The organism is Mycobacteroides sp. CBMA 271 (genome assembly GCF_009729205.1).
GTDB lineage: Bacteria > Actinomycetota > Actinomycetes > Mycobacteriales > Mycobacteriaceae > Mycobacterium.
Map to the genome: position 1 here is coordinate 154,708 of NZ_VTHB01000006.1, position 26,926 is coordinate 181,633.

The window sequence follows — 26,926 nt, forward strand, 5'->3', positions numbered from 1 at the left end:
GGATAGGCGCCGCCGCGGTACCCGCACACGCGGTGGCCCTGGCGGTAGGCCTAGACGCGCTCAGTGAAGCTGCCGTGGAATCCGGGAAAATGGTGACTGGGGAGGATCGCAATGGCCAGTGCCGGATCCTCGATAGCGGTGGCATCGAGGATGTGTAGCTCTGTCCGGTGTTCACCGCTGTTGTAGGCGACGGCGAGTATCCAGCCCTCGTCCTCACCGGCCGCGTTGTTCTTCGGGACGAAAAGGGGTTCGCCAGCGACTAGGCCGGGTGCGAACGTGTGGCTGCGTTGGGTATCGGCGGCACGGTCGAGTTTCACGATGGCGCTCTCGCCGGACGTCGACTCGGCCGACAGATACGTGTAGCGATGTTTGCGGCCGGTGCGGCGCTCGTCGTGGGTCGGGAACTCCGCAGGGGCCATGGGGTAGTCCGTCACCTCGACCGTTCCACGCCGTGTCACGCGAAGTCGTGCTGGCCAGCCCAGCGTCGGCGTCTCGGTGCGGAACTGTTTGAGTCCGGAAGCAAGGAATTCAAAGTCTTTGTGTCGCAATATGTCCAGCACAACATCGCCGCGGTCTTCGTAGGCATTGTCGACGTGTACGTACACGACGGGGTCGCATTCGATGACTCGGTGAGGACTTCCGTCGCGGGGTACCAGCACGATCCTCATCCCTTGGTCGGGGCGATAGGCGGCGGCATCTCCCAGCGATCCGAACCCCAGAGCCGCCCGGGCAGCCTGCAAGGGGTTCACCGTGATCGGCGCCAGCGCGAAAACCAGGTAGGTGGGCGTAATGGCAAAGTCGTGCTGGATGTAGATGTGATCGGTGGGGATCTTGGCGATCTGGGTGAGTCTTCCGTGTACGTCAACCCGGAAGCACCGCAGGCAAGCGACGGTGGGACCCGACAATGAAGGTGCGACATCCAACCCGAAGTTGAACAATTCGCCGGTGTCGGGATCGATACGTGGATGTGGCGAGAATCTGGAAAGACGCGGCAGCCGTCCGTCGAACGTGCAGGGTCCGATGGTGCTCAGATCGTCCCGATCGATCTCCCAGGGACTGCCGGCGTCACTGAGTGCGAGTAGGCGGTCGGCGTGGACGACGGCATGCGTGTTCGCGGTATCGGCGGGCGGCCGACCGACGTTGTCCCACAGATGCTTTCCCTGGGTGTAGACACCGCGGATGTGTGCGCCGCGTCCGCGCCCCTCTTTACGCCGCTTGGGCGTATCGACGAAGCGAGAACGGAAACGCACCGCGCCGTCGGCGATGGTGAACTTCACAACCAATCCGTCGCCGTCGAACGGATGGGCCGCGCGGAACCCGCCGTGGTCCCAGTCGGCGGGGCCATTGCGATAGAGGGTGCCGCGGAGCTCCGGCGGCACCGATCCGGTCACCGGTAACTCGGTCTCGCGAGGGTGTTCCTGGGCGGGCTGGTACATCCTGAGGGCGTCGGCCAGGTGGCTGTCGGCAAGGGTCACGGCGATCTCCTTGGGCTGCGGGGCGGATCCCAATTCTGCGCACAGGTGTTCGCAGATATGTCTCGATTGTGTTCCGGCTGGAGAATAGAAGTCAATAGCGATTCGGATCGCGCAGCGTCGAAGGCGCGACCCCGCGCAGCTCCGTCGGTAGTTTCGAATCGGTGACAGGGTTTTCGTTCGAGACGGCTTTCGCCGATCGCATCGTCGTGTTGATCGGTGGCGGCACCGGCATCGGGCGCGGTGTCGCCGCGTTGGTGACGGCGGCGGGCGGCGATGTTGTGTTGGGCGGACGCACCGCCGCGACGCTCGCCTCGGCTGCGGATGAGCTCGGGCCGAGAGCGCGTTGGCATCTGGTCGATACCTCAGATCAGACGAGCATCCACGAGTTCTTCGCCAAAATCGATGTGGTGCACGGACTCTTCACTACCGCCGCGACCTATGTGACCGGGTCGATCGCCGAGCTGTCCGTCGAGGAGGCCGCGACGCCGTTCGAGTCGAAGTTCTGGGGTCAGTACAGGGTGGTGAAGACGGCTCTGCCGAAACTCGCTGATGATGCCTCGGTGGTGTTGACGTCGGGGGCCGCCAGTGTTCGGCCCGCTGGAAACGCACCGGCATACGTCGCGGCCAACGCGGCCATCGAAGGCCTGGCGCGAGGGCTGGCCCACGAGCTCGCACCTATTCGGGTCAATGCGCTCTCGCCCGGCACGGTGGACGGACATCTATGGGACCAGCGAGCGCCCGAGGTACGGCGGCAGGCCTTCGAGCATATTGCCGCAGCATCCACCCTCGGCCGACCTGTTACGGAAGACGAAGTGGCCCAGGCCGCCGTCTACCTACTGCTGAACACCGGCACGACCGGCTCCACGCTGTACACCGACGGCGGGTATTCGCTGCGCTAGACGCTCCAGGCGCTGGCCAGACCGGCCGAGACAGACGCCGCCGCCGTCAACAACCCGTGCCAGGTCTCCGGCTGCAGCTGCTGAATGTCCAGCGGGCCCGCGGTCGCGATGTGCGGGTCGTACGGCACGGCCACGATGTGGTTCGGCGAGATCCACCGGTGGAACCGGGCGACCATCGCCGCGACCAGACGTTCGGAGTTGCGACGATCTTCGCGGCTGTCATAGCCACGAACGTGGTTGATCACCACGACCATTCGGGGGATCAGGTATTCGTAGCCCTCGGAGATGAGCCATTCGATGGCCCGGACCGCACCCTCGGCGCCGACCGGGGTGGCCGCCGCCACCAGCACCACGCCGTTGGAGCACCGCAGCACGCCGGGCATTACCGGATGCCAGAAGTCCACCCCGGTATCGGTGATGAGCAGGCTGTAGAGCCGCTGCAGCCGATGGTGGGCCTGGGTGTAGATCTCGGAGTTGAGCTCGCCGCGAGGCCGCACCGAATGCGAGTTGGCGGCAAGGACATCCAGACCGGTATCGGAGTTCTGGCCGACGAAGAAGCGTAGATCGAAGTTGCGTTCCGGCTCGTTCTGAGCCAGGACGTCGGCGAACGTGGACGTCGCCGACGGGTCGATCCACGAGGCCAGGTTGGCCGACTGGCCCGGGTCGGCGTCGGTGGCCAGCACCATGTCCTTGCGCCGCAGTTCGGAGAGCATGGACCCGAGAGCCGCCGTGATCATCGTCTTGCCGACGCCGCCGTTCCCGCCCAGCACCGCCAGTGAGTGGATGCCCCGCCACGGGCTGCGCACCACGGCGGTGAGCTCGCGAAGCTCGGCCTCCTCCCGGGACTCGCCGGGGTTGATCGCGCCAAAACTTCCTTGGTACAACCACTTACGCCAACCAACGGACGAGGGTCGACGCGGCGTCGGCAGGATCTCCGAGCGAAGCTGGGCCCCGAGCGCATCGCCGATGGCGGGCGGCGGATCGACCAGCGGATCGTGCGGCGGCACGGCATCGACGATGGACAACGGCCCGCGGGGCGGCAGCGGAAGGGGTGGCAGCTCAGCGAGCTGTGCCGCGGCTTCGGCGCGCTGTCGTTTGGCGTGCGCACCGAGTTTGATGGGGATGATGGGTCCGGTCCGGTCGAGGATCTCGTCCTCGGAGCCGTCCGCCGATGAATCGTTGGGCGCACTCACGGAATCTCCTCCTCCACCAGAGGCCGTTTGGCCTAGGCGCTCCGGCTGTTTCCTTCTGAGACAGTCTCTTTTGCATCACGGGCAGCGTGAATCCCATCGATGGCATACGAAGTCTCTTATGTCCGTTGGGCGGAAGGCGAGGGTCGTTATTCACCCGTGTCTGAATCGGCATCAAACGGGGTGAGGTTGGTGCGTACTTGGTATCGGCCGGTACGTGCGCCGTGTCAGCAGGTCACGTCCACGTAGACGGTCTTGGTGGTGGTGGTGTTGGTGAAGACGCCGGGACGCTTGTTGCTCGGCAGGCCGTAGTCGGAGCGCACGGTGGTCTGTCCGGGGCGCACGCTGCTGGCGGTGCACTGGCTGAGGGACTTGGCTCCGGACTTGCTGACGATCACGCTGTAACCCTGCGACTGCAGACCGCTGATGGTCTGCTGAGCGTTTGAGCCGTCGGTCTGCGCCGAGGCGGTGCCGAGGGCGAACCCGAGGGGCGCAAGCGCGAGAGCGGCGGCGGCGGTTCCAGTGATGATGTACTTCTTCATGATTTCTCCTGTGCCAGTTGAACTTTGAGTTGGATCACCGGGCTTCTTGGTGATACTTCAACGATGCGGCGTGGAGGAGGGAAAGTATGTCGGGCGACCGGCCGACGGAGGGAATGATCTTGATGTCCACCAATTGGGGGACACGCGCCGATTTGACGTGCCAAGCTTGCGTTTGTGCAGGTGAGCGGTGATCTTGTGCGGGTGGTGGTCGGGGACGACCACCCCCTCTTTCGCGAGGGTGTGGTGCGGGCGTTGTCCGGTAGCGGGCAGATCACGGTGGTGGCGGAGGCGGAGAACGGCGCCGGTGCGCTCGCGCTGATCAGAGAGCATCTGCCGGACGTCGCGTTGATCGACTATCGAATGCCCGAGCTGGACGGAACTCAGGTGGCGGCCGCCGTTCGGCGCGATGAGCTGCGCACCCGGGTGCTGCTGCTTTCGGCGCACGATGACGCGGCGATCGTCTATCACGCCCTGGCGGAGGGCGCCGCGGGCTTTCTGTCGAAGGAATCCACGCGTGCGGAGCTGGTCAGCGCGGTACTCGACTGTGCGCGGGGCCGCGATGTGGTGACGGCGAGCCTGACGGCGGGTCTGGCCGGCGAGATCCGCAAGCGCGCACAGCCCGCGGGCCCGTCACTGAGCACCCGCGAACGCGAGGTGCTCCGGATGATCGCCGACGGGCTCACCGTGCCGACGATCGCCAAGCAGCTGTTCCTGGCCCCCTCCACGGTGAAGACCCATGTGCAGCGGCTCTACGAGAAGCTCGGTGTCGGCGACCGCGCCGCCGCGGTGGCCGAGGCCATGCGGCGCGGACTGCTCGAGTGACCGCGACGGGCCGGCTGGACCGGGTGGCCGACTACTTCACCGCAGAACCCATGCGCGTGTCGGCGTGGTTGCGGCTGCCGCTGATCGTGTTGATCTTGCTGCTGGGGTCGAACCCGAATATCCAGATGTGGCATGACGGCGTGTATTACGCGGTGCTCGCCGTATATACGGTGTCGGCGATCGTATGGGTGGCGATCGCGGTGCGTGGACACGTCCCGCTCTGGGTGGCCCCCTCCGCCACCGCGGTCGATATCGCCGCCGTGGTGGCGTTGTGCGTCGCCTCCGGGTACGGCACCTCGGAGTTGCTTCCGGTGTTCTTCCTGCTGCCGGTTTCGGTGGCCTTTCAAGAGCGACCCGCCGTGACGGCCGTCCTCGGAACAGTCACCGCTGCAGGATATTTGGGTGTTCTGGTGTTCTACACCAGGAACGGCAACCTCGAGAGCATCCCCGGCGACGAGTACGTCACGGTCGCGACATTGTTGTGGTTGGCTGCCGCCACGGCTGGAATGTGTTTTGTCCTGAAGCGCCGCTCCGAACACGTGGGCCGGCTGCTGCACACCCGCGAACAGCTGGTTCTGGAGGCGATGCGCGCCGACGAGCGTCATAGCCGTGAAGTCGCCGAGCAGTTGCACGACGGTCCGCTGCAGAACCTGCTGGCGGCTCGGCTGGAGATCGAGGAAGTGCTTGAACGCCACCCCGATCCGGTGCTGCGGGCGGTGCATTCGTCGTTGCGGGACACCGCGACCGAGCTACGCGGCGCGGTGTCTTCCCTGCATCCGCAGGTGCTCGCCGAGCTGGGGCTGACGGCGGCGATTCGCGAGCTCGCGCGGCAGTACACGGCGCGGGGCTCCGTCGTCGTCGCCGAATTGCAGGATGTGGGCAGCCCACCGGCTCAACCGCTGGTCTACCGCGCGGCCAAGGAGCTACTGACCAACGCCGTGAAACATGGACGCGCCAAGAACATTCACGTGGAACTCACGAGGGACGGGCAGCTGCTGTCGCTCGTCGTCGCGGACGACGGCAACGGCTTTGATCCGCGGGGCCTCACCGCGTCGGTCGCCGACGGGCACATCGGGTTGGCCTCCCTCACCGTCCCCATCGAGGCCGCGGGCGGCAGCGTTGCCATCGCCTCGGCACCCGGCTCCGGGACCAGGGTGTCCGTCACGGTGCCCGCCGATATGGCAGCGTGAGGGAGGCACGCGGCCCTCAAAGGATGGAGTACAGGTGTACGACCTCGTCATCATTGGTTCCGGCAGCGGAAACTCCTTGCCCGACGACCGTTTCGCAGACCAGAAGATCGCGATCATCGATCGCGGGGTGTACGGCGGCGCCTACGGCGGAACCTGTCTGAACGTCGGATGCATCCCCACCAAGATGTTCGTCTACCCGGCCGACCTGGCGGACGAGGCCCGTGACGGCTCCCGGCTAGGTGTCGACAGCGCGGTGCGGGGCACCCGCTGGGCGGACATCCGCGAGCGTGTCTTCGGCCGGATCGACCCGCTCGCGGCGGGCGGACTGCGCTACCGCGTCGAGGACTGCTCGAATATCACCGTCTTTCAGCAGGAGGCGCGGTTCCTCACGCCGGGGGTCGACGTAGAGGGTGAGTCGGTGCATCGGCTCCAGTTGGCGGACGGGACGGTCCTGGAGGCAGGGCAGGTGGTGATCGCCGCGGGTTCGCGTCCGGTCATTCCGCCGGTGATCGCCGGCAGCGGCGTGCCCTTCCGCACCAACGACGACATCATGCGTCTGCCGAAGCTGCCCGGTCGTGTGGTGATCGTGGGCAGCGGCTTCATTGCCGCCGAATTCGCGCATGTGTTCAGCGGTTTGGGATCGGCGGTAACCGTGATCGCGCGCGGTCCACGGTTGTTGCGGGCCCAGGATGAGACGATCTCGCAGCGTTTCACCGACGTGGTCTCGGCGCGCTGGGATGTGCGGCTGAACATGGAAGTCACGGCGGCTCGCGAAACAGCAAGCGGCGGTATCGAAGTGGATCTTACCGACGGGTCGACCGTGGCCGGCGATGTGCTGCTGGTGGCCACCGGGCGCACCCCCAACGGAGACCAGCTGGACGCGGCGGCAGCGGGGTTGGCGCTGGACGAGCAGGGCCGGGTTCCCGTCGACCAGTACCAGCGCACCCCGGTACGCGGCATCTATGCCCTGGGCGACGTGAGCTCGCACTACCTGCTCAAGCACGTCGCCAACCACGAAGCCCGGGTGGTGCAGGCCAATCTGCTCTCCGGGTGGGATTCGCCGACCACCGCGAGCGATCACCGGTTTGTGCCGGGTGCGGTGTTCAGCCGGCCGCAGGTGGCGTCGGTGGGGTTGTCGGAGGAGCAGGCGCGTCAGAGCGGGATCGATGTAGCGGTCAAGGTTCAGGCGTACGGGGACATCGCCTACGGGTGGGCGATGGAGGACACCGAGGGACTGTGCAAGCTGGTCGCCGATCGCGCGACGGGCCTGCTGGTGGGTGCGCACATCGTCGGGTACCAGGCGTCAGCGTTGATCCAGTCGCTGATTACCGCGATGAGCTTCTCAATCCCGGTGCGCGACATGGCCCGTGGGCAATACTGGATACACCCCGCGCTACCGGAGCTCATCGAGAACGCATTGCTTGGATTGGACCTCAATTAGATGGGGACGGCACCACTGGGATTTCCCGGGCGATGAGGTCCAGGAGTGCCGGATACCGCTTGGCCTCCTTGTGGTTACCCGGCTTACCGCTGCTGACCACGCCGACCGACAGGGCGCGCGCCGGGTCGGCCCACACGGCGATGTCCACCAAACCGGTGTGGCCGAAAGCGGCCGGCGAATTTCGGCCGAATGGCCCGAATCGTTTGGAGCCCAGCATATATCCGGTCCCCCAGCGCATCGGCATGCCGCCGGTCGCCATATCGGGACGCAGCCGCCGGGCTGGGGCCGCCGCGGCCCTGATCGTCTCGGCCGACATGACCCGGATCCCGTCGAGTTCCCCACCGCGGCGCAGCATTTCGGCGAATCGGGAGAGTTCGTTCGCGGTGGAGACGGTGTTGGACGACGGCAGTACGCCGGTGAGGAAGAACGGCTGGTTCGACATCGGGATGATCTCGTGCATCGTCCCGCCCACCACGGCACGGAAGGCCGCCCGCATCGGTGCGGGCAGCGGCTTGCCGGTGGGATGGCTGTGCGCCACCAGCGGCACGTCTTCGGGTGCCACACCGTAATTGGTCCACCGGAAGCCAAGGGGGTCAAGGATTTCCGTGGCGAGGATGTCGCGGATGCTCTTGCCGGTGGCGCCGAGCACGATCTCGCGCACCAGCGGACCCCAGGTCAGCGCGTGATACATGTGCAGCAGGCCGGGTCGGTACAGCGGGCGCAGCTGTCCAAGTTGTTCGCGGGTGTACTCGCTGTCATCCATCCGGGTGACGTCCGGCCGGGGGCCGGTGGGCACCGGGATGCCGGCGCTGTGGGTCATCACGTGCCGGATGGTGATGCGATCCTTGCCGCGGCTGGTGAAGGTGGGCAGGTACTCGCAGACCCGGTCATCCAGGGACAGCGCGCCGCGCTCGACCAGCAGATGCATCACCGTCGTCGACATGGCCTTGGCGGCCGAGTACACGCAGAACGGTGTGTCCGTGGTGACCGGGATCTTCTCGGCGTCGACCGGATCGGTGGGTGCGTTGCCCCAGCCGTGGCCGATGGCGCGGTTGAGGATCACCTTGCCCTTGTGTCGCAGGCTCACCTGGATGGCCGGGTGCATGCCGGCTTGGTACCAGTAGCGGGCCGCTTGCCAGATCCGTTCGACGGCCGCCGGGTCGATGTCCGAGTGATCTTCATCGGCGACGTGCGTCACCGCGTCCAGGTCGGCGGGAACTCGAATGCGTCCGATTTCGGCGCTGACGGTCATGGCTTCCTTCCTACCGGACCCAGATGAGAGCGGGCTCAGAAGCCGAGGTCGCGGCCGATGAGTTCCTTCATGATTTCGTTGGACCCGGCCCAGATCTTGGTGACGCGGGCGTCCATCCAGGCCCGCGCGACGCGGTATTCCTTCATGTAGCCGTAGCCGCCGTGCAGCTGCACACACGCGTCGATGACGTCGTTCTGCACCTGGGAGGACCACCACTTGGCCTTCGCGGCGTCGATCGCGGAGAGCTCGCCCTTGCTGTGCGCGAGCACACCCTGATCGACGTACACCTGTGCCGCCTCAAGCTTGGTGACGAGCTCGGCGATGAGGAACTTGTTGTACTGCAGGCTGCCGATCTGTTGGCCGAAGGCTTTGCGTTCCTTGGCGTATTCGATGGTCTCTTCGAGGACCCCGGCTGCGTGCGCAATGTTGGCCACGGCACAGCCCATCCGTTCCTGGGGCAGTCGCTGCATCATGGAGATGAACCCCTGGTTGACCTCGCCGATGACGTTCTCGGCGGGCACCCGCACATCGGTGAAGAACAGCTCGGCGGTGTCGGCCTCGGGCTGGCCGACCTTGTCGAGCTTGCGGCCCCGTTCGAATCCGGGCATGCCCTCCTCGACCGCGAACAGCGTGATGCCCTTGGCCTTGAGTTCAGGGGCGGTGCGCGCCGCGACGATGACAAGATCGGCGCGCGCACCGTTGGTGATGAAGGTCTTGGAGCCGTTGATGACCCAGTCGTCGCCGTCCTTGACCGCGGTCGTCTTGAGTGCGGCCAGGTCGGAGCCCCCGGACGGTTCGGTCATCCCGATTGCGGTGATCAGCTCGCCGGTGCAGAACTTGGGCAGCCAGCGCTGCTTCTGTTCCTCGGTGGTCAGCTCGACGAGATACGGCGCGACGATGTCGAAGTGGATCGACATTGACGAGGCCAGGGCGGCACTGGAACGGGCCAGCTCTTCCTGTAGGACCGCGTTGTAGCGGTAGTCTCCCGCGCTGCTGCCGCCGTACGCCTCGGGCACGTCGAGCCCCAGGTAGCCCTGCTTGCCCGCCTCTTCCCACAGTTCGCGGTCGATGTAGCGCTGCTCGATGAACTTCTCGGAGCGCGGCTCGACGTGACGTTGCACGAATGCCTTGACGGACTCGCGGAACGCCTCGTGGTCCTCGGTGTAGATGGTGCGTTGCATGGTGTTATCGAATCACGCGTCTAGATCTGTGTGCGCGGGTGATGGGCCACGAGGAGAAACTGCGCCCGCTCATCGTCTGCGCGTAGCGGCGCAGATCCGTCGGCGTGACGCAGGACACCCCGTGAAGTGCGCTTTTCCGTTTGCGGAATCGGACGCGCATCATCTTAGATACATGTTGTGTCTATGCGAGGAACGGTCCCCATCTCCGCAAGCGAGGAGACGTTTCGCCGGGTGAAGGAGAGCATCCTCAGCGGTGACATACCCGGCGGGGAATTGTTGAGCGAGGGGGAAGTCTCGGCCCAGATGGGCTGTAGCCGTACGCCGGTGCGCGAGGCGTTCCTGCGGCTCGAGACCGAGGGCTGGCTGCGGCTGTATCCCAAACGCGGCGCCTTGGTGGTTCCCATCACCCCCGAGGAGCGCAGGCACGTCGTGGATGCGCGCCGTGTGGTGGAGGGCGCCGCAGCCGCGCGGATCGCAGAGCACGGGGCGCCGCAGACACTCCTCGACGAACTGTCCGGCCTCATCGAACGGCAGTTGGAGCATGCCGCGCAGGGGGATGCTGCGGGTTTCGCTGCCGCCGACGTGGATTTCCACCGCGCGATCGTGGCCAGGCTGGGCAATCCGCTGCTGGAGAACTTCTACGACAGCCTTCGGGAACGTCAGCGCCGCATGGCAGCCACCGCGATCGGCGTGGACCCGGTGCGCGTCGCGCGGTCGGTCGCCGGGCACCGCGAGCTGGTCGACGCCCTTGCGGCGGGCGACGCGGCCCGCTTCAGCACCGAACTCATCGAACACATGAAAGTGGTGACGGAAATTGACTAGCCGCCTGTGGCCGCGCCTGGCGCCCTGGCAGCGCGTGGCTCTCGCGATGTTCGGAATCGCCTGGGGCGGTAACGAATTCACCCCGCTGCTGGTGATGTACCGGCAGGCCGGGCAGTCAGCGGCCGCCGTCGACACGCTGCTGTTTGCTTATGTGCTCGGCATCGTTCCCGCACTGTTCCTGGGCGGGCCGCTGTCCGATCGCTACGGCCGTCGCGCTGTCATGCTGCCCGCACCGTTCATCTCGATGGCGGGCTCCTTGGTGCTTGCGCTCGGCGCCCAGCACTTCGCGTTGCTCTTCACTGGGCGTGTGTTGTCCGGTATTGCACTCGGCCTGGCAATGGCGGCGGGCAGCTCCTGGGTCAAAGAACTCTCGGCCCCGCCCTTCGGCCGTCCAGGCGCCGGAGCTCGTCGCGGTGCGATGAGTCTGACGGCGGGATTCGCGCTCGGCGCGGCCGTGGCCGGGGGGCTCGCTCAGTGGGGACCCTGGCCGCAGCACCTGGCGTTCCTCATCAATATCGTGATCACGATTCCGGGTGCGGTACTACAGCTCTCTGTCCCTGAATCGGCCGCCGAGCGTGCACCCGGGCGGTTGGTGGACGACCTCAAGATCCCTGCCGCACGCCGCCGCCGTTTCCTGTTCGTGGTTATGCCGTTGGCGCCGTGGGTGTTCGGATCGGCGGCGGTGGCGTACGCGGTGCTGCCGACTCTCATCGCGCCGAAGCTGTTGGGCGACCGGATCGCGTTCTCCGCGTTGTGCTGCCTGGTCTGCCTGGGCTGTGGTTTCGGCGCACAGCTGATCGCGCCCAGGATCGACCGGCCGGGAACTGCCCGGCTCGGGATTATCGGGCTGGCGCTGATCGCCTCGGGTATGGGCCTGGCCGCCGTCGCCGCGGACCGCCTGACCATCCCACTGGTCCTGTTGGCCGCGCTGGTACTGGGGGCGGGGTATGGAACAGCACTGGTGAGCGGGCTGCAGGAAGTGAACCGGATTGCTGGACCCACGGACCTAGCCGGTCTCACCGCGGTCTTCTACGGGCTGACATACCTGGGGTTCGGGGTGCCGATGATGCTGACGATGCTTAGCGATGCATTGCCCGCGTTGACTCATCCGGTATTGCTCACCGGCGGAGCCGTACTGGCGAGCGGTTGTTTGGTGACGTTGGTGATGAACTCGCGTACCGATATCCGCGTGATACCGCCCGCAGAGGCAGTGGAAACGGCCGGAGTGCCTCAACCCGTGTTGCGTTAGCGGCGGGACGGATAGGCTTCCGCAGCATGATCATCGCAGGGCTGGTGTTGACGGGAATCGCCGCGCTTATCCACGTGTACATCTTCTATCTGGAATCGATCGTCTGGACCAATGAGAAGACCCGGAAGATCTTCGGGGTCGAGTCCGTCGAGGAAGCCGAGATCACCAAACCACTTGCCTTCAACCAGGGCTTCTACAACCTGTTTCTGGCGATCGCCATTGCGGTCGGGACGGTTTTCTGGACACGGGGCTGCACCTCGGTCGGCGCCACGCTGGTGTTCACGGGGGCCGGGTCGATGGTCGCCGCGGGATTGGTGTTGTTGATTTCGTCACCGGACAAGGCATCGGCCGCGTTGAAGCAACTGGCGCCACCGCTGCTTGGAATCATCTGCCTAGCAGTGGGATTGGCTGTCGCTTAGGACGGGTCCGGCCCGGTCGTGACCGGGCGCTGCGGGTCGCTCGACCATTCCGACCACGACCCGGGATAGAGGACGCCTTCGTACCCGGCGATGGCAAGCGCCGCGATTTGATGTGTGGCGGTGACCCCGGAACCGCAGTACACCGTGACGGGAGCCTGTTCAACGCCAAGCTGCTGGAACCGTTCACGAAGTTCAGCCGGCGGGCGGAAGGTGCCGTCCGCGTTGAGGTTCTCGGCTGTCGGTGCGGAGATGGCACCGGGGATATGCCCGGCGCGCGGATCCAGGGGCTCCTCGTCGCCGCGATAGCGAGCGGAAGCGCGAGCATCTAGTACCAACTGCGAACGAGCCTGGGTGGCAACCGCGTTGATATCGACAGAATCGAGCCCATCCAGAGAGGTGACGGTGATGTCGCCGGGCCCGGAGGAAGCCTCGCCTGCCTCAGTGGCGCCGCCGAAGCGCTGCCAGGCCGCCCAACCGCCATCGAGAATGCGGACATCGGACACGCCGGCGGCGCGCAGCAGCCACCAGGCGCGCGAGGCCGCTTGGGAGTTCCAGTCGTCGTAGACGACCACCGCGTCGCCGTCGTTGAGACCCCAGCCGCGGGCACTGGCCTGGAACGCCTCCGGCGACGGCAGCGGATGGCGACCGCGACCGGTCGCCGCGTGGTCGGCGAGGTCGGTGTCGAGATTCACGAACACCGCACCGGGAAGGTGGCCTTGCAGATATGCCGGGTGCCCGTCGGGTTGCATGACGGTCCAGCGCACGTCGAGTGCTCGCACATCGGCGAGGCGTTCGGAAAGCTCGGCGGCAGAGATGAGCACGTCCATCTCTTCACTCTAGGTTCGCCGACTCGTGGTGCGGGTCAGCCCCTGTCGGCTTCCACGTGTTGCTTGCGTAGGGAATCGGGTGGGCCCGCTGGGACGTGTAGTTTGTCGAACATGTGGGGGGCCCGATTCGGCTCGGTCGCACTCGCGGCGGCGGTGATGCTGACCTGTGGCTGTGATGTGCGCGTCGAGGGCGAGGCCACGCTGCCTGCCCCCGATCTATGCGCGGCACTACCGGCAGAAGTTGTTCAGACGATTTACGGGCAGACGAACTCGCCATTGTTCGTCAGCAAACGAGTTGATGACGATCCATTTCACGCCGGGGGTATGGCTTCTTGCCATTACGGGGGACCGTCGGCCCTCGGTGGAATAAGCCTTGGCATTCCGCTGGGTAAGCCTGTCAAGGACATCGCCGAGCTCGTCGGAGGCACTTACGACGCAACTGGTGCCGATATCAGGATCGATACCGACAAGGCGTACGTCCTCCTCAACGGTCCGACCAAGGCGATAGCGGTACAGCACGGTGAGACGCAGTTTGTCATCAGCTGGGATTCGCTGATGTGGGCGGAGAAGAAGACCATCACCAAGGAACAGCTGATAGCCCTGGCCACGGAAGTGGTGAAGAACTTGCCACGCAACTACGTCACGCCGCCGCGCGAGATCCCGGCAGAATGCCCCGATGCAGCCACCATGGCCGTGGTGGGTCCCGTCACAAACGCGCGGGGCACCGCCGCCAAGGAAGCCCTCTACTGCGACTACGCGGGGCGAGATGGAATCATCCAAATGTCTGCTGTGCGTGAGGATTCGGATTTGATCGAGAGACGAATCGAGCATCTTCGAGGGCCAAGCGAATCTGATGTCGTCGCGCCGCCCATCGCGCCGGATGCCGCGCTAACAGCCTTCGGCACAACGCAGTTGAGGTCCGAAGGTTTCCTCAGCAAGTGTTGCAGCATCCGGATCACCTCTCACGTGCCGGGTACGACAAAGCGCACAGGCGGGTTGAGCCCCCTCGAACGCGCTGCCACAACAAATTTCATCGACGCGGCACGACGATGGGCGGGTTCGAAATGAAGCGGTGGGGTGTGGTTGCGCTGGCGACCATGGCGTTCATGGTGACGGCGTGCGTTAGCGAAGTGTCCGGTGTGGCCGTGAAACCCGACAATGCGGGGGCGTTCCAATCCCCGCCGACCTATCTTTCACTGCTCAATCCCCGAGATCAGGAAAAGGTTCAGTACAAGGCAGGGATACGCGCAATCGATCCCTGCGGCTATGTCGATGAGGCGGCGTTGGGGAAAGTGGGTGTCGTCAAGACTTTTAGCGCCAGCGGCTCGCAACAGGATTGCCAGGCAGAGATCGTGGTGGATCGTGACGCTCAGCGGTCGCTCGAACTCCGGGTGGCGGTAATCCCGTTCGGCAGTATCTACGAGCAGGAAGCACGCACTGTGACCGTAGGCGGCGTTGACATTCTGGAGAATATTGACAGGACTCCGGGGAAGCCAGCAGATGCTGGGGTGAATATGTGTTATCACCTGCTGCCATTCGACCAGCAGAGCAAGCTATTGATCGATGTGCTGCGCCGGACCAACGAAGCGCCCTGTGCGGAAACCCGCATCATCACTGAAAGTGTTGTGCCACTCCTTAAGAACCGCCCGCAACGCGCGGGCTCACCGTGGGGGGCGTTCCATGCTGTCTCGGTGAAGGATCCGTGTGCGGGACTATCGGCCATCGCAAACAACCAGAAAGTGACGTTGTCCGGGTTCAGCAGATCCCCTTGGCGATGCGAGTTCGTCATTGCCGACCAGCAGAAGGACGATGATCGGGTGATCGAACTGAACGCGCACCCCTCGGCATCGTTCGATAAGCCCTACTCGGGTAGTAAGACGACTGTCGACGGACACGCCGCCATCCAGTCGGCCTTCGGATCGCGTTGCAATATTCAAGTGGCGGTGGGCGATCCAGCCGATGGGTACACCTATGAGCCCATCGGAGATCCCAAATTGTGGACCAACGCCATCGACGTGACCGCGGCATCGTGTGAGACCGCGACGAGCACCGCGCGTGAAGCCGCGCGAGCGTTTCTCGGATAGCGGCGCTACCTCTGTGTGCTGCCCGCATCGACCGGCAGCGCCACCGACGTGATGTACCGGGCCTCGTCCGAAGCCAGGAACAGCGACGCATTCGCGATGTCCACGGGTTCCACCCAAGGCACGTCGAGCATGTTCATGGTCTTGGCCGCCACCGCGAACTCGTCTCGAGTGGGTTCTTCGAGGTCGGGTCGAAACATCCGTCGCACATGATTGTTCTGGATCATCGGGGTGTCGACGTTGGTGGGGTGCACGGTGTTGACGCGGATCTTGTGCGTCGCCAGCTCGGTGGCAAGTGAGCGCATGAGGCCGACTACTCCGTGTTTGGCGGCGACGTAGTGGGAGACCCCGACCAGTCCGCGCAGCCCGGCAATGGAACTCACCAGCACCATCGAGCCGCCTCCGCGGGCAATCAGGTGCGGAGTGGCGGCGCGGGTGGTGTGCCACACCCCGGTCAGGTTGACGTCAAGCATTGCCTGCCAGGCATTTTCGGGCATATCTATCAGCAGGCTGCTGGAGGTGATACCGGCGGTGGCGCACACGATGTCGAGCCCACCGAATTCGGCGACCGCATCGGTGGTGAAGGTTTCGACGGCGCGCAGATTGCGTACGTCGACAACCCCCGGGATGACCCGACGTCCATGGGATTCCACCAGATCGGCAGTCCTATCGAGGTCCTCGCGGGTGGCCGGCGGCGTGAGAGTGGTGTGCACCGGGGCGCAGATGTCGAGCGCGATGATGTCTGCACCCTCCTGCGCGAAACGCACCGCCTGGGCGCGTCCGATACCTCGTGCGGCCCCGGTCACCAGGGCCACCTTGCCTGCCAATCGTCCTGTCACGTCACGCCTTCTGGGTCAAGCCGGCGTCGACCACCAGCTGGGTGCCGGTGATGTACCGCGCCTCGTCTGAGGCCAGGAAGACCACTGCATTGCTGATGTCCACCGCCTCCACCCACGGCACAGGCAACAAGGTGCGGGCGGCGAGCGCCTCGGCCGCGTCGGATTCGGTGGGATTCTCCAGGTCCGGCCGCAACCGCGCGATGACCTCGGGATTGAGAATCATCCCGGTGTTGACCGCACCGGGATGCACGGTGTTTACCCGGATACCCAGCGGTCCAAGCTCATTGGCGGCAGTTCGGGCCAGACCGACGACGGCATGCTTGCTGGCGGTGTAATGGGTCGTGTTGGCTGTGCCCTTGAGGCCATTGGTGGAACTGATGATGACTACGGAACCGCCGTTGGTCAGATGGGGCAGCCCGGCCTTGACGGTGTGTAGAACGCCGGTCAGGTTCACGTCCAGTGCGCGACGCCAAGCATCCTCGGTGAGCTCCCACGACGGGGCGAGCCCCTCGTAGATCCCGGCGTTGGCGACCACTACGTCCAGCCGCCCCAGCACCTGGACACCGACGTCCACGGCTTGCGTGAGCGCCTCGGGATCGCGCACATCGGCGAAACCCGGAACGCAGCGCCGGCCACGGTATTCGACCTCTTTGACGGTGTCAGCCAGCTCGGAGGTGCCGGGCAGGTCGATGGCGACGATGTCGGCGCCCTCGTCGGCCAGGCGTTCGCAATGGGTGCGGCCCATGCCCTTACCGGCGCCGGTGACCACGGCGACCCGCCCATGCAGTCGCGTCATGCGTTGCTCCCGGTGAGAGTGAACCCCTTGTATCCGCTGGCGGCCACCTCGGAGCAGATGGCCCCGTACACGCCGAAGCCGCCGATGAATGGCATGAAAACCCTTGGCTTGCCGGGGATGTTCGCGCCGAGATACCAGGAGTTAGCCTGCGGAAACATGGTGGACGCCGCGCGCTGATTGCACTCACTCACCCAATCGGTGACGGCCTGCGGTTCGGCCTCGACGGTCGAGAAGCCGTGCTCGGTCATGTGGTTCAGCAGATCACCGATCCAGTCGACGTGTTGTTCGGCGCCCAGCACCATGTTGGCGAGCACCGACGGGCTGCCCGGGCCAGTGACGATGAACAAGTTGGGGAACCCGTCGACGCCTAGGCCCAGATAGGTGCGCGGTCCCGCGTGCCACGCATCCTTGAGTGGCTGGCCGGCACGGCCCTGGATGTCGATGCGGTTCAGCGAGCCGGTCATGGCGTCGAAACCGGTCGCGAAGATGAGCATGTCGAGGCCGTAGTGATGCTCGGTGGTGGTGATGCCGTGGCTGTCGATCGATTCGATCGGCGCGGCACGCAGGTCCACCACGTGCACGTTGTCACGGTTGTACGTTTGAAAGTAGTTGGTGTCGGTGCAGATTCGCTTGGTGCCGATGGGATGGTCCTGCGGGATGAGAACGTCGGCGACGGCGGGGTCGTCGATGACGGTGCGCACCTTCTCCTCGAAGAACAGCCGGGCCTCGTCGTTGGCCCTCATGTCGGTCGTCTGGTCCGGGAAGGTCTTTCCGAACAGCACTCCGCCTAGATTCCAACGGTTCTCGAACGCGGCCCGGCGTTCTTCGGCGGAGATGTCCAGGGTCTTTTGGGGATAGACCTGGTGTGGGGAGCCGCCACCGCTCTCCCGGGACTGCCGTCTGCGCTCGTCGTAGTTGGCCTTTGCCTCGGCGCGGCGCTCGGGTGTGATATCGGTATTGCCGGCGGGCACACTGTAATTCGCGGTGCGCTGGAAAACGTAAAGCTCCTTGGCCGTCTGCGCAGCGATCGGCACCAACTGGATGCCCGAGGACCCGGTTCCGATGACACCGACCCGCTTGCCGGTGAAATCGACGCCGGTGGAGGGCCAGTGTCCGGTGTGGTACAGCTCGCCGGCAAACGCATCAAGCCCCGGGATGTTGGGCATGTTCGCGGTCGATAGCGCGCCGGTGGCCATCACGCAGAACCGTGCGGTGACCTCGTCGCCCTGTTCCGTGCGTACCGTCCAGAGCGCGCTGTCCTCGTCGAGGACCGCCGAGGCGACCCGGGTATTGCAGTGGATGTCGCGGCGCAGATCGAATCGGTCGGCGACGTGGTTGATGTAGCGCAGGATCTCCTCTTGGGTGGCGTACTTCTCCGTCCAATCCCAATCCTGTTGCAGTTCATCGGAGAACGAGTAGGAGTAGTCGATGCTCTCGACATCGCAGCGCGCGCCCGGGTAGCGGTTGAAGAACCAGGTGCCGCCCACATCCGAGCCCGCCTCGAACACGATCGCCGAGAGCCCTTGCGACCGCAGCCGGTACAGGGCGTACAGCCCGGCGAAGCCGGCGCCGACCACCACCACATCGAAGTTCTTCACGAGGGCTTTCACGATTGGCCACGCTAGGGCGGCATTGCTTCCTGCCGGTGGCCCGTTCCCGGTGAACGGTCAATCGGATTCAACGGACCGCTGATCGGGAAAACGCCCTAGGAGAGGGTGTTGGCGGGTCCAATATCGACCGCATGACCGAACGCGTAATCGATCGCATCAACGATCTCGCTGACCAACTACGTGAGCAGGCGTGGGAGGCGGAGAAGCTGGGGCAGCTCCCCGACGAGTCCGCCAAGATGCTCAGGGCCGCCGGACCCATCCGGCTGCTTCAGCCGAAGAAGCACGGTGGCTATGAGGTTCATCCTCGCGAGTTCGCCGAAACCGTGATGGCCACGGCGGCACTGGATCCGGCCTCGGGATGGATCTGTGGTGTCGTCGGCGTGCACCCATGGCAGGTTGCCTTCGCCGATCCGAAGGTCGCCGAGGAAATGTGGAGCGAGGACCAGGACATCTGGATGGCCTCCCCGTATGCGCCGACGGGTGTGGCCAAGCCCGTCGACGGCGGCTACCTCTTCAACGGACGCTGGCAGTTCAGCTCCGGCACCGATCACTGCGACTGGATCATCCTGGGCGCCATGCTCGGTGACGCCGACGGTAAGCCCATCATGCCGCCGAAGATGCTGCACATGATCCTGCCGCGCAAGGACTATCAGATTGTCGAGGACTCCTGGAACGTGGTGGGTCTGCGGGGCACAGGTTCCAAGGACATCATCGTCAAGGACGCATTCGTCCCGTCGTACCGAGTGATGGACGGTGACGAGGTGATTGACGGCACCGCGCAGCGCAAGGCCGGGATGGCCGAAACCCTCTACCGGATGCCGTGGTCGACGATGTTCCCGCTGGGTATCAGCTCGGCGGTGATCGGTATTGCCGAGGGTGCGCTGGCCGCGCACTTGGACTATCAGCGCGAGCGGGTTGGGGCTCAGGGCACCGCGGTCAAGGACGATCCGTATGTGCTCTTCGCGATCGGCGAGGCCGCCGCTGATATCAACGCCGCCCGCCAGGAGATCCTCGCGAACGTCGACAAGATCTGGGATTTGGTCGATTCCGGCAGGGACGTGTCGTTCGCGGACCGTGCCGCCGGCCGTCGTACCCAGGTGCGTGCCGCGTGGCGTGCCGTGATGGCCGTCGACCAGATCTTCTCCCGCTCCGGTGGGAATGCGATGCGGATGGACAAACCGCTGCAGCGGTATTGGCGTGACGCGCACACCGGACTGGCCCACGCCATCCACGTGCCGAGCACCGTGTTTCACGCGTCGGCACTCAGCTCGCTGGGTATCGAGCCGCAGGGTCCGTTGAGGTCGATGATCTGATGACGGACCTGAAGAGCTTGGGGTACATCACCGTCCAGACCCAGGACATGGACCGGTGGCGACACTTCGCCTTGCGGGTGCTGGGCTTCGCCGAGGGCAGCGGTCCCGATCCGGACGCGCTGTACCTGCGGATGGATGAACGCGCTGCCCGCATCGTCGTGGTGCCGGGTGAGAGCGACCAGGTAGTGACGGTCGGCTGGGAGGTCCGCGACGGCCAGGCGCTGCGCAACGTCGTGGCGGCAGTAGAAGGATCCGGCACCGCCGTCAAGCAGCTGTCCCTGGAGGAGGCCGACGCCCGCCGGGTCGAAGAGGTGGTGACCTTCACCGATCCCGTCGGCACCACCGTCGAGGTGTTCCACGGACCGGTGTTGGACCACAGCCCGGTGGTGACCCCGTTCGGTGCCCGGTTCGTCACCGGCGCGCAGGGGCTGGGGCATGTGGTGCTGCCGGTCACCGACCTGAACGGTGCATTCTCCTTCTATACGGAGGTGCTGGGTTTCCGGCCGCGGGGAGCGTTCCGCATCCCCGCACCGCCGGAGTTCGGTCCGGTGCGCGTGCGATTCCTAGGCATCAATGAGCGCCACCACAGCCTCGCGTTGTGCCCTGCGCCGCATGGTGGTGCGCCGGGTCTGGTGCATGTGATGGTCGAGGTGGACAGCCTGGATGCCGTGGGGCAGGCCCTGGATCGGGTGCTCAAATCGGACTCATCCCTCTCCTCCTCGTTGGGCAGACACACCAACGACAAGATGGTGTCCTTCTACGTGCGGGCACCCGGCGGCTGGGATATCGAGTTCGGCACCGAGGGCATGCGGGTCGACGAAAGCTATTACACCGCAGAGGAAATCACTGCGGACAGTTACTGGGGTCACGACTGGTCAGGCAGTGAGCCGCTGGCCGCCATGTAGCCCTCCGATTTTCGCCAAACAGACGCTTGGTGCACGCACATCGCAGGATGCGCGTGCACCAAGCGTCTGTTGGCGTTTGTGACCTAGCCAGGGTTGTGTCGGCCGACACAGTCATGGTACAAACAGTCATATGACTAATAGTTATATGTGACCGAGACCCCAACGCCGTGGGAGAGCGACATGACCATCACCGCCGATTCGGCTACCCCGAGCGCCGTCATTGACCGGGTATCCCTGCTGCTGGACGCCTTTGACGGCCCCGGGCGGCTGACGCTGGCGCAGCTCGTACGCCGGACCGGTCTGCCCCGCTCGTCCGTGCATCGCATGTTGGAGCGGCTGGTACAGCTGCGCTGGCTCCGGCGCGATGGCCGCGACTACGAACTGGGTACGCGCCTGGTCGAGCTGGGCTCCCTCGCGGTGCATCAAGACCGGCTGCACGCGGCCGCGCTGCCGATGCTGCATGAGCTGCATCGCGCCACCGGGCTCGTGGTGCACCTCTCGATCCTCGATGGGTCGGACGTCGTGTATTTGGAGAAGATCGGTGCCGGGATGGGTGCCGCCGTTGCCACTCGCGTCGGTGGTCGGCAGCCGGCGCACTGTACGGCCTCGGGCAAGGCAATCTTGGCGTATCAGGGTGAGGCTCTCGACGGGTTCGAGTCGCTGGCCCGCAAGACGCGCTACTCCATAGGTTCGGCGGCACAGCTGCGACCGGAGCTGGACAAGGTTCGTGGGCACGGCGTCGCCTTCGATCGCGAGGAGCTGCAGCCGGGTATCGGCTGCGTCGCGGCCCCGATTGGCAGCATCGGCGACGCCGTAGCCGCGGTGTCGGTCAGTGGACCGATGCAGCGCATGACATTCGATCAGCGCCTGGTGGCGCCGGTGCGGATGACGGCCATGGGTATCTGGCGCAACGTCGAGAACGGACCCTCCCGGGTGGCCCCTGCCCTGCAGCCGATCCGGCCACTGCGGTGCGCCCCTTCGCCTGCTCGTCGTGACGTGCCTTCGCGCTCACTGCAATACGCGTGACACTCGATTCGCAGATCGCGGCACTGCTTCCGGCGCTCAATGAGGGCTTTCCGCGCGTCGAAATGATGACGGGAGCCAAGGCCCGCGCCGCCATTCGTGCCCGATATGTTCCCCCCGCAGATCCGGTGCCGGTGCGTTCGGTGACCGACGAGGCTGCCTCCGGCCCCGGTGGTGAGATACCAATCCGGGTCTACCGCCCCCAAGCGCCGGGCCCGTTACCCACGATCGTCTTCGCTCATGGTGGTGGATTCGTGTTCTGCGACATGGACTCCCATGACGGACTGTGTCGCCTGCTTGCCAACCAGATGCCCGCGGTGATCGTGTCCGTCGACTACCGGCGGGCCCCGGAGCATCGGTGGCCGGCGGCCGCCGAGGATATGTTCCTTGCGACGTGCTGGGCGGTGCGCAATGTGCGCTCGCTGGGTGGCGACCCCAAGCGCGTGATCGTCTGCGGCGACAGCGCCGGCGGAAATCTGGCCGCCGTCACGGCGTTGATGGCCCGGGATATGGGCGGACCCTCGATAGCGGCCCAGATCTTGATCTACCCGGTCTTGGATGCAGACTTCGACACTCACTCCTATCGCGAGTATGGGAAGGGCTACTACAACACCCGGGCCGCGATGCAGTGGTACTGGGATCAGTACCTGCCCGACAGCGCGCTACGCACCCACCCGTACGCGGCGCCGTTGCGCGCAGACCTGGCTAACCTGGCTCCCGCGGTGGTCGTCACGGCGCGATATGACCCGCCATGCACCGAGGGCGAGGCTTATGCGAGTGCGCTCAAGGAAGCCGGGGTTCAGGTGCGTTATCGGCGGTACGACAACGCTATTCACGGGTTCTTGACGATGGCGAGTCTGGACTTGGCCGGCGTGGCAATCGGGCGGCTATGTCGTGATGTCGACGAGCTGCTGGCGCCCGAATCGTAATCACCAATCGCAATCCGCATGCCGAGCTGCGCTGCGGCGCCGAAGCTTCATGCGCGTTTGGCAGTTCGGCATGCGTATCTGGACGGGGCGTGTAGGGGACGTGGCTTTTAGACGCCGTACTCCTCGGCCAGGACGGGTAGCCGCCCGCTACGGGCGGCATCCAGTATCGAGCCGCGCAATTCCGAGCAGACTAGGAACAGGCCGGTGCAGTCGCGCCGCTGTGGACACCGAGACTCAGCCTCGGCGTTCCACTGCACACTGGTCTGCTGCCAGCTGCCCTTGCGTGCCAAGACCTCAGCGCCACAGCTCATGCAGCCGACAGGCACCATTGGCGAGTCCGCTAGGCGGTTGTCGGCGCGAATCACGAGGGCGCGCTTCCGGCCATCGCCGCGAGGTTTTCTTCGACCTGGGTTTTCCAGACCTCGCCGGGTCGGGTGGTGTCCACCTCGTACTCGAACCGATCGGTCATCTCCGAAGTGATGTCATCGGTGTCGATATAGAACTGTTCGTACCAGCGGCGTAGTTGGTACACCGGCCCGTCCTCCTCGCAGAGCAGCGGATTGTCGATGCGCGCCTTGTTCTTCCAGATCTGTACGTCCTGCTCGAAGCCGACCTTGATCCAGTCTCCTAGGGTGACTGCCGCAGCCACGGCATCATCGTCGGATAGGCCTGCGGACTTCTTGACGATGATCCCGTACTGCAGCACAAAGGAATTCGCATCGATCGGATAGTGGCAGTTGATCAGGATTGAGTTCGAGTCGTACCCCACGAAGTGATAGGTCAGGTCGTCGATCATGAACGACGGCCCGTAGTACGCCGCGACAGAGGTTTGTCCGGTCATCTGCACGCCCTCGGGGATGGGCAGATCGGCACGCGGCTCTCCGGTGTTCATGTACTGCGTGGCGACGGACCCCTCGAAGATATTCTTGAAGTACGTGGGCACCGCGCCGTGCACGTAGAAGAAGTGCGCCATGTCGACCACGTTGTCGATGATCTCGCGGCAGTTGGTGTTGACCACCGTCGTGTACCAATGCCAGTCGGTCCACTCGCCGCTGGTGGCGCCCTCGATGCGGGGAATCGTGACATCTTCGGGCGGCGGATTGCCTTGCGGGTCATTCCAAATGAACAGCATGCCGTCCTGCTCCAGAGTGGTCCAGGTGGCGGTGCGGGCCAGCTTCGGTGTGCGACGGCTGTAGGGCACCTTCTTGCAGCGCCCGTCGCCGCCCCAGCGCCAATCATGGAAGGGGCAGGCTATCTCGTCACCCTTGACTTCGCCCTGACTCAGGTCGCCGCCCATGTGCCGGCAGTACGCGTCCAGGACGCTGATCTTTCCCTCGGCGCCTCGGAAGACCACAAGTTTCTGGCCGAAGGCGTTGATGGAGTGCGGTTTTCCATCCCCGAAGTCCTTGATGAGACCAAGGCAGTGCCAGCCGCGGGCGAATCGGGTCGGCGCCACGTCGGCCTCGATGCTCCGGATTTTGACGGAATCGGTATCTGACTGGGCTGTCGTCATGGACCCGTTCTAACAATGAATTCCTACCCGCAGCAGGGCTTGGTCCGCTCACCGGACATCGGCCACTGCCTGACTATTCGTTCTCCCGCTGGGAGGGAAACGGCGGCCGTTTTTCCGGTCTGTCGACCTAATGTCGGGCGGTCCACGCGAATACGACGGAGGTATGCACACATGGCGACAGCACCCCAAGGGCTGATCCCTGCCGGAACTGTCGCGGATGACACCGAAGTCGACCTGCTGGTCATCGGCGCCGGAACGGGTATGGCTGCCGCTCTTGCCGCTAGCGAGCTCGGATTGTCGGTGCTGATCGTCGAGAAATCGCACTATGTGGGTGGGTCCACCGCCCGCTCCGGAGGAGCCCTCTGGCTTCCGGCCAGCCCGGTACTTCGGGCGGCCGGAACGGGTGACACCCTGGAGCGGGCGCGTACCTATCTGCGGTCGGTCGTCGCCGGTAGCGCCCCAGATGCGCGCAGCGACGGGTTCCTCGAGTACGAATCGGCGACCGTCGACATGTTGACGCGTGTGACGCCGATGCGCTTCACCTGGTGTCGCGACTACGCGGACTATCACCCCGAGGAGCCCGGAGGCAGCCCGAGCGGACGCACATGTGAATGCCGCCCCTTCGATGCGTCCGTGCTGGGCGCCTACCGGAAGCGGCTGCAACCCGGCGTCATGGAACCTCCCGCGGTCCCGATGCCCGTCACCAGCGCAGACTATCGGTGGATGAACTTGATGGCGCGACTTCCTCGTAAGGCGTTGCCGCTCATCGTGAAACGAGTCGCGCAGGGTCTGGGTGGCGCCGTCTTAGGCCGGCGTTACCTGGCCGGTGGACAGGCGCTGGCCGCTGGGCTGTTCGCTGGAGTGTTGCGCGCGGGCGTCCCGATATGGACCGATACCTCGCTGGTGCGGTTGACCACCGAGGGGCGGCGCGTCACCGGCGCGGTGGTCGCCCATGAGGGCCGGGAAATCACGGTGGCAGCCAACCGCGGCGTCGTGCTGGCGGCCGGCGGCTTTGACCACAACATGGAGATGCGGCACAAGTTCCAGTCGGCTGCTCTTGGCAAGAACATGAGCCTCGGCGCCGACACCAACACCGGCGACGCCCTGCGGATCGGCCAAGACTGCGGTGCGGCAATCGATTCCATGAGCCAGGCGTGGTGGTTCCCGGCCGTTGCTCCGCTGCCGGATGGCGATCCGAAGGTGATGCTTGCGGAGCGGTCGCTTCCGGGTTCGTTCATCGTCGACCAGACCGGTAAGCGCTTCATCAACGAGGCCACCGACTACATGTCATTCGGGCAGCGGGTGCTGGAGCGGGAGCGCGTGGGCGATCCCGTCGAATCGATGTGGATCATTTTCGACCAGCAGTACCGCAACAGCTACGTCTTCGGCGGCCAGCTCTATCCGCGGATGCGCATCCCCGCTGAGTGGTATGACGCCGGAATTGCTTATCGAGCAGATAATTTGGCAGCGCTGGCGCCGATGATAGGGGTGCCGCAGGGCGAGTTCCTCTCGACGGTGCGCCGATTCAACGAATCCGCGGTCGCCGGTGACGATATCGACTTCCAGCGGGGCCGCAGCGTCTACGACCGCTATTACGGTGATCCGACGGTGACGCCGAATCCGAATCTGCGGCCGCTGCGCGACGGCCCGTTCTACGCGGTGCGGATGGTGCTCAGTGATTTGGGTACCTGCGGTGGCTTGCGTGCCGACGAACGCGCCCGCGTGTTGCGTGAGGATGGGAGCGTCATGGCGGGCCTGTACGCGATCGGCAACACGGCCGCGAACGCCTTCGGTGCTACCTACCCGGGTGCGGGCGCGACCATCGCGCAAGGGTTGGTGTACGGCTTTATTGCCGCGCACGATGCAGCGGCGGGGTGATTACCTGTCGGGATCCGGTGGCGTCGAGGCTTTCGCCGCATCAACATCTTGCTGAACCTTGCGCCAGAAGCCGGGGATGAGGTTGGGGGTCCCCGACTCCGCGTTCTCGAACGCCGCGGTCGCCTCATCGAGATCGTTCAACATCTCGAGGGCAAGATTGCGTTCGGACTCGTAGTAGCGCTCGGCCCATTTCAGGGCCAGATGCGAATAGGCCCAACCGGGCTGGGCCAGCGAGCCTTCCGCATCGAAGCTAGCCTGCCGGTGCATGTCCTCCGCGTAGGCGACGTGCTCATTGAGCATGTCCTTGAGTCGTGTGGGATCGGCCATGTGACCGTTCATGACGCGTAGCACCACACTGTGTTTGAGCACCGGTGGATCGGCCGGGGTCTCGTTCACCCATTCGGTCAGCGCGTCGAGACCCTTCTGAGTGACCTGATAGAGCCGACGGCTGCGCGCGCCGTTGTTGAGATCCAGCCTAGAGGTCGCCAACCCGAGCTTTTCGAGTTTGCGTAACTCCGAATAGATTTGGCTGAAGGACGGGCTCCAGTAGAAGTAGCGAATACTCCAGTCTGCCCATTTCTTGATGTCGTACCCGGAGACTTCCTCCTTGTAGGAAAGCATGCCGAGGATGGTCCAGCTGGTGGCAGCAAGATTCGGCTCGTCGGGCGAACTGGTCTCTGCCATTGGTCAAGCGTAACAACGCGAGATGGAGCCGGGGGTTCTCCCGGGC

26 protein-coding genes are annotated in these 26,926 nt (G+C 65.0%); 14 read left to right on the plus strand and 12 right to left on the minus strand.

Features of this window, described 5'->3' with window-relative positions:
* Positions 1–50 precede the first annotated feature (50 nt).
* Entirely contained in the window at positions 51–1,475 is a 1,425-nt protein-coding gene (locus FZI91_RS16905; RefSeq protein WP_309224139.1) for a carotenoid oxygenase family protein, read from the minus strand.
* Between the two features lie 161 nt (positions 1,476–1,636).
* Between FZI91_RS16905 and FZI91_RS16910 the strand changes: the two genes are divergently transcribed.
* Positions 1,637–2,374, plus strand: a complete 738-nt coding sequence (locus FZI91_RS16910) for an SDR family oxidoreductase (protein WP_162526198.1) — start codon at positions 1,637–1,639, stop codon at positions 2,372–2,374.
* Here FZI91_RS16910 and FZI91_RS16915 read toward each other — a convergent pair.
* Together FZI91_RS16915 and FZI91_RS16920 are read right to left on the minus strand one after the other, a co-directional pair.
* Positions 2,371–3,567, minus strand: a complete 1,197-nt coding sequence (locus FZI91_RS16915; RefSeq protein WP_162526197.1) for a MinD/ParA family protein — start codon at positions 3,565–3,567, stop codon at positions 2,371–2,373. The two genes, FZI91_RS16910 and FZI91_RS16915, sit on opposite strands and share 4 nt — an antisense overlap.
* Positions 3,568–3,791: 224 nt before the next feature.
* On the minus strand, positions 3,792–4,106 hold the full coding sequence (locus FZI91_RS16920; protein ID WP_155940252.1) for a hypothetical protein: 315 nt from the start codon (positions 4,104–4,106) through the stop codon (positions 3,792–3,794).
* Between the two features lie 195 nt (positions 4,107–4,301).
* Here FZI91_RS16920 and FZI91_RS16925 point away from each other — a divergent pair, with 195 nt between their 5' ends.
* The 3 genes from FZI91_RS16925 to FZI91_RS16935 are packed head-to-tail and all read left to right on the plus strand — an operon-like array spanning position 4,302 to position 7,559.
* Complete coding sequence (locus FZI91_RS16925; RefSeq protein ID WP_162526207.1) at positions 4,302–4,928, plus strand: response regulator transcription factor; 627 nt, start codon at positions 4,302–4,304, stop codon at positions 4,926–4,928.
* Positions 4,929–4,978: 50 nt separating this feature from the next.
* Entirely contained in the window at positions 4,979–6,118 is a 1,140-nt protein-coding gene (locus tag FZI91_RS16930; protein WP_155940467.1) for a sensor histidine kinase, read from the plus strand.
* Positions 6,119–6,152: 34 nt separating this feature from the next.
* Positions 6,153–7,559 (plus strand): mycothione reductase, encoded by a 1,407-nt coding sequence (locus FZI91_RS16935; protein ID WP_162526196.1) that lies wholly within the window; start codon positions 6,153–6,155, stop codon positions 7,557–7,559.
* On the opposite strand, the gene lipE is transcribed toward FZI91_RS16935, so the two are convergent.
* Together lipE and FZI91_RS16945 are read right to left on the minus strand one after the other, a co-directional pair.
* Positions 7,552–8,811, minus strand: a complete 1,260-nt coding sequence (lipE, locus tag FZI91_RS16940; RefSeq protein WP_155940254.1) for a lipase LipE — start codon at positions 8,809–8,811, stop codon at positions 7,552–7,554. The two genes, FZI91_RS16935 and lipE, sit on opposite strands and share 8 nt — an antisense overlap.
* 35 nt (positions 8,812–8,846) lie before the next feature.
* On the minus strand, positions 8,847–9,992 hold the full coding sequence (locus FZI91_RS16945) for an acyl-CoA dehydrogenase family protein (RefSeq protein ID WP_155940255.1): 1,146 nt from the start codon (positions 9,990–9,992) through the stop codon (positions 8,847–8,849).
* A 183-nt stretch (positions 9,993–10,175) separates the two neighbouring features.
* On the opposite strand from FZI91_RS16945, the gene FZI91_RS16950 reads away from it, so the two are divergent.
* Genes FZI91_RS16950 through FZI91_RS16960 form a run of 3 tightly spaced genes read left to right on the plus strand, consistent with a single transcriptional unit; the run spans position 10,176 to position 12,482 of the window.
* Entirely contained in the window at positions 10,176–10,814 is a 639-nt protein-coding gene (locus tag FZI91_RS16950; RefSeq protein ID WP_155940256.1) for a GntR family transcriptional regulator, read from the plus strand.
* A gap of 46 nt (positions 10,815–10,860) precedes the next feature.
* Positions 10,861–12,063, plus strand: a complete 1,203-nt coding sequence (locus FZI91_RS16955) for an MFS transporter (protein ID WP_309224140.1) — start codon at positions 10,861–10,863, stop codon at positions 12,061–12,063.
* A gap of 26 nt (positions 12,064–12,089) precedes the next feature.
* Positions 12,090–12,482: a DUF1304 domain-containing protein gene (locus tag FZI91_RS16960; RefSeq protein WP_155940257.1), complete on the plus strand. Its 393-nt coding sequence runs from the start codon at positions 12,090–12,092 to the stop codon at positions 12,480–12,482.
* Here FZI91_RS16960 and FZI91_RS16965 read toward each other — a convergent pair.
* Complete coding sequence (locus FZI91_RS16965; RefSeq protein WP_155940258.1) at positions 12,479–13,309, minus strand: sulfurtransferase; 831 nt, start codon at positions 13,307–13,309, stop codon at positions 12,479–12,481. The genes FZI91_RS16960 and FZI91_RS16965 overlap by 4 nt on opposite strands.
* Positions 13,310–13,420: 111 nt before the next feature.
* Between FZI91_RS16965 and FZI91_RS16970 the strand changes: the two genes are divergently transcribed.
* Entirely contained in the window at positions 13,421–14,377 is a 957-nt protein-coding gene (locus tag FZI91_RS16970; protein ID WP_155940259.1) for a hypothetical protein, read from the plus strand.
* Positions 14,359–15,393: a hypothetical protein gene (locus tag FZI91_RS16975; protein ID WP_155940260.1), complete on the plus strand. Its 1,035-nt coding sequence runs from the start codon at positions 14,359–14,361 to the stop codon at positions 15,391–15,393. Before FZI91_RS16970 ends, FZI91_RS16975 begins: the two co-directional genes overlap by 19 nt.
* 5 nt (positions 15,394–15,398) lie before the next feature.
* On the opposite strand, the gene FZI91_RS16980 is transcribed toward FZI91_RS16975, so the two are convergent.
* From FZI91_RS16980 to FZI91_RS16990, 3 genes are read right to left on the minus strand one after another with little or no spacing between them, the layout of a single operon-like run.
* Positions 15,399–16,229 carry a mycofactocin-coupled SDR family oxidoreductase gene (locus FZI91_RS16980; RefSeq protein ID WP_162526195.1) on the minus strand — a complete coding sequence of 277 codons (831 nt, stop codon included), beginning with the start codon at positions 16,227–16,229 and terminating at the stop codon, positions 15,399–15,401.
* Position 16,230: 1 nt separating this feature from the next.
* A complete protein-coding gene (locus tag FZI91_RS16985; protein WP_155940261.1) occupies positions 16,231–17,025 on the minus strand; it encodes a mycofactocin-coupled SDR family oxidoreductase in 795 nt (264 codons plus the stop codon).
* Positions 17,022–18,623, minus strand: coding sequence for an NAD(P)/FAD-dependent oxidoreductase (locus FZI91_RS16990; RefSeq protein ID WP_162526206.1), 1,602 nt, complete (start codon positions 18,621–18,623; stop codon positions 17,022–17,024). The genes FZI91_RS16985 and FZI91_RS16990 overlap by 4 nt, the downstream gene beginning before the upstream one ends.
* 143 nt (positions 18,624–18,766) lie before the next feature.
* Between FZI91_RS16990 and FZI91_RS16995 the strand changes: the two genes are divergently transcribed.
* The 4 genes from FZI91_RS16995 to FZI91_RS17010 all read left to right on the plus strand — a co-directional run bounded on the left by FZI91_RS16995 (position 18,767) and on the right by FZI91_RS17010 (position 22,805).
* Positions 18,767–19,948 (plus strand): acyl-CoA dehydrogenase family protein, encoded by a 1,182-nt coding sequence (locus tag FZI91_RS16995; RefSeq protein WP_155940262.1) that lies wholly within the window; start codon positions 18,767–18,769, stop codon positions 19,946–19,948.
* Positions 19,948–20,853, plus strand: a complete 906-nt coding sequence (bphC, locus tag FZI91_RS17000; protein WP_155940263.1) for a biphenyl-2,3-diol 1,2-dioxygenase — start codon at positions 19,948–19,950, stop codon at positions 20,851–20,853. Before FZI91_RS16995 ends, bphC begins: the two co-directional genes overlap by 1 nt.
* Before the next feature lie 180 nt (positions 20,854–21,033).
* Complete coding sequence (locus tag FZI91_RS17005; RefSeq protein ID WP_155940470.1) at positions 21,034–21,879, plus strand: IclR family transcriptional regulator; 846 nt, start codon at positions 21,034–21,036, stop codon at positions 21,877–21,879.
* Complete coding sequence (locus tag FZI91_RS17010; protein WP_162526194.1) at positions 21,876–22,805, plus strand: alpha/beta hydrolase; 930 nt, start codon at positions 21,876–21,878, stop codon at positions 22,803–22,805. The genes FZI91_RS17005 and FZI91_RS17010 overlap by 4 nt, the downstream gene beginning before the upstream one ends.
* Positions 22,806–22,912: 107 nt before the next feature.
* On the opposite strand, the gene FZI91_RS17015 is transcribed toward FZI91_RS17010, so the two are convergent.
* Both FZI91_RS17015 and FZI91_RS17020 read right to left on the minus strand, forming a co-directional pair.
* Positions 22,913–23,170: a ferredoxin gene (locus tag FZI91_RS17015; protein ID WP_162526193.1), complete on the minus strand. Its 258-nt coding sequence runs from the start codon at positions 23,168–23,170 to the stop codon at positions 22,913–22,915.
* Positions 23,167–24,318, minus strand: coding sequence for a Rieske 2Fe-2S domain-containing protein (locus tag FZI91_RS17020; protein WP_155940264.1), 1,152 nt, complete (start codon positions 24,316–24,318; stop codon positions 23,167–23,169). The genes FZI91_RS17015 and FZI91_RS17020 overlap by 4 nt, the downstream gene beginning before the upstream one ends.
* Before the next feature lie 171 nt (positions 24,319–24,489).
* Between FZI91_RS17020 and FZI91_RS17025 the strand changes: the two genes are divergently transcribed.
* Entirely contained in the window at positions 24,490–26,196 is a 1,707-nt protein-coding gene (locus FZI91_RS17025) for a 3-ketosteroid-delta-1-dehydrogenase (protein ID WP_155940265.1), read from the plus strand.
* On the opposite strand, the gene FZI91_RS17030 is transcribed toward FZI91_RS17025, so the two are convergent.
* Positions 26,197–26,880 carry a PadR family transcriptional regulator gene (locus FZI91_RS17030; protein ID WP_155940266.1) on the minus strand — a complete coding sequence of 228 codons (684 nt, stop codon included), beginning with the start codon at positions 26,878–26,880 and terminating at the stop codon, positions 26,197–26,199.
* Positions 26,881–26,926 lie beyond the last annotated feature (46 nt).

Coding starts and splice junctions, on each gene's coding strand:
- FZI91_RS16920 (WP_155940252.1), bottom strand. CDS start 4,106: ATGAAGAAGTACATCATCACTGGAACCGCCGCCGCCGCTCTCGCGCTT.
- FZI91_RS16930 (WP_155940467.1), top strand. CDS start 4,979: ATGCGCGTGTCGGCGTGGTTGCGGCTGCCGCTGATCGTGTTGATCTTG.
- lipE (WP_155940254.1), bottom strand. CDS start 8,811: ATGACCGTCAGCGCCGAAATCGGACGCATTCGAGTTCCCGCCGACCTG.
- FZI91_RS16945 (WP_155940255.1), bottom strand. CDS start 9,992: ATGCAACGCACCATCTACACCGAGGACCACGAGGCGTTCCGCGAGTCC.
- FZI91_RS16950 (WP_155940256.1), top strand. CDS start 10,176: ATGCGAGGAACGGTCCCCATCTCCGCAAGCGAGGAGACGTTTCGCCGG.
- FZI91_RS16955 (WP_309224140.1), top strand. CDS start 10,861: ATGTTCGGAATCGCCTGGGGCGGTAACGAATTCACCCCGCTGCTGGTG.
- FZI91_RS16960 (WP_155940257.1), top strand. CDS start 12,090: ATGATCATCGCAGGGCTGGTGTTGACGGGAATCGCCGCGCTTATCCAC.
- FZI91_RS16965 (WP_155940258.1), bottom strand. CDS start 13,309: ATGGACGTGCTCATCTCTGCCGCCGAGCTTTCCGAACGCCTCGCCGAT.
- FZI91_RS16970 (WP_155940259.1), top strand. CDS start 13,421: ATGTGGGGGGCCCGATTCGGCTCGGTCGCACTCGCGGCGGCGGTGATG.
- FZI91_RS16975 (WP_155940260.1), top strand. CDS start 14,359: ATGGGCGGGTTCGAAATGAAGCGGTGGGGTGTGGTTGCGCTGGCGACC.
- FZI91_RS16985 (WP_155940261.1), bottom strand. CDS start 17,025: ATGACGCGACTGCATGGGCGGGTCGCCGTGGTCACCGGCGCCGGTAAG.
- FZI91_RS16995 (WP_155940262.1), top strand. CDS start 18,767: ATGACCGAACGCGTAATCGATCGCATCAACGATCTCGCTGACCAACTA.
- bphC (WP_155940263.1), top strand. CDS start 19,948: ATGACGGACCTGAAGAGCTTGGGGTACATCACCGTCCAGACCCAGGAC.
- FZI91_RS17005 (WP_155940470.1), top strand. CDS start 21,034: ATGACCATCACCGCCGATTCGGCTACCCCGAGCGCCGTCATTGACCGG.
- FZI91_RS17020 (WP_155940264.1), bottom strand. CDS start 24,318: ATGACGACAGCCCAGTCAGATACCGATTCCGTCAAAATCCGGAGCATC.
- FZI91_RS17025 (WP_155940265.1), top strand. CDS start 24,490: ATGGCGACAGCACCCCAAGGGCTGATCCCTGCCGGAACTGTCGCGGAT.
- FZI91_RS17030 (WP_155940266.1), bottom strand. CDS start 26,880: ATGGCAGAGACCAGTTCGCCCGACGAGCCGAATCTTGCTGCCACCAGC.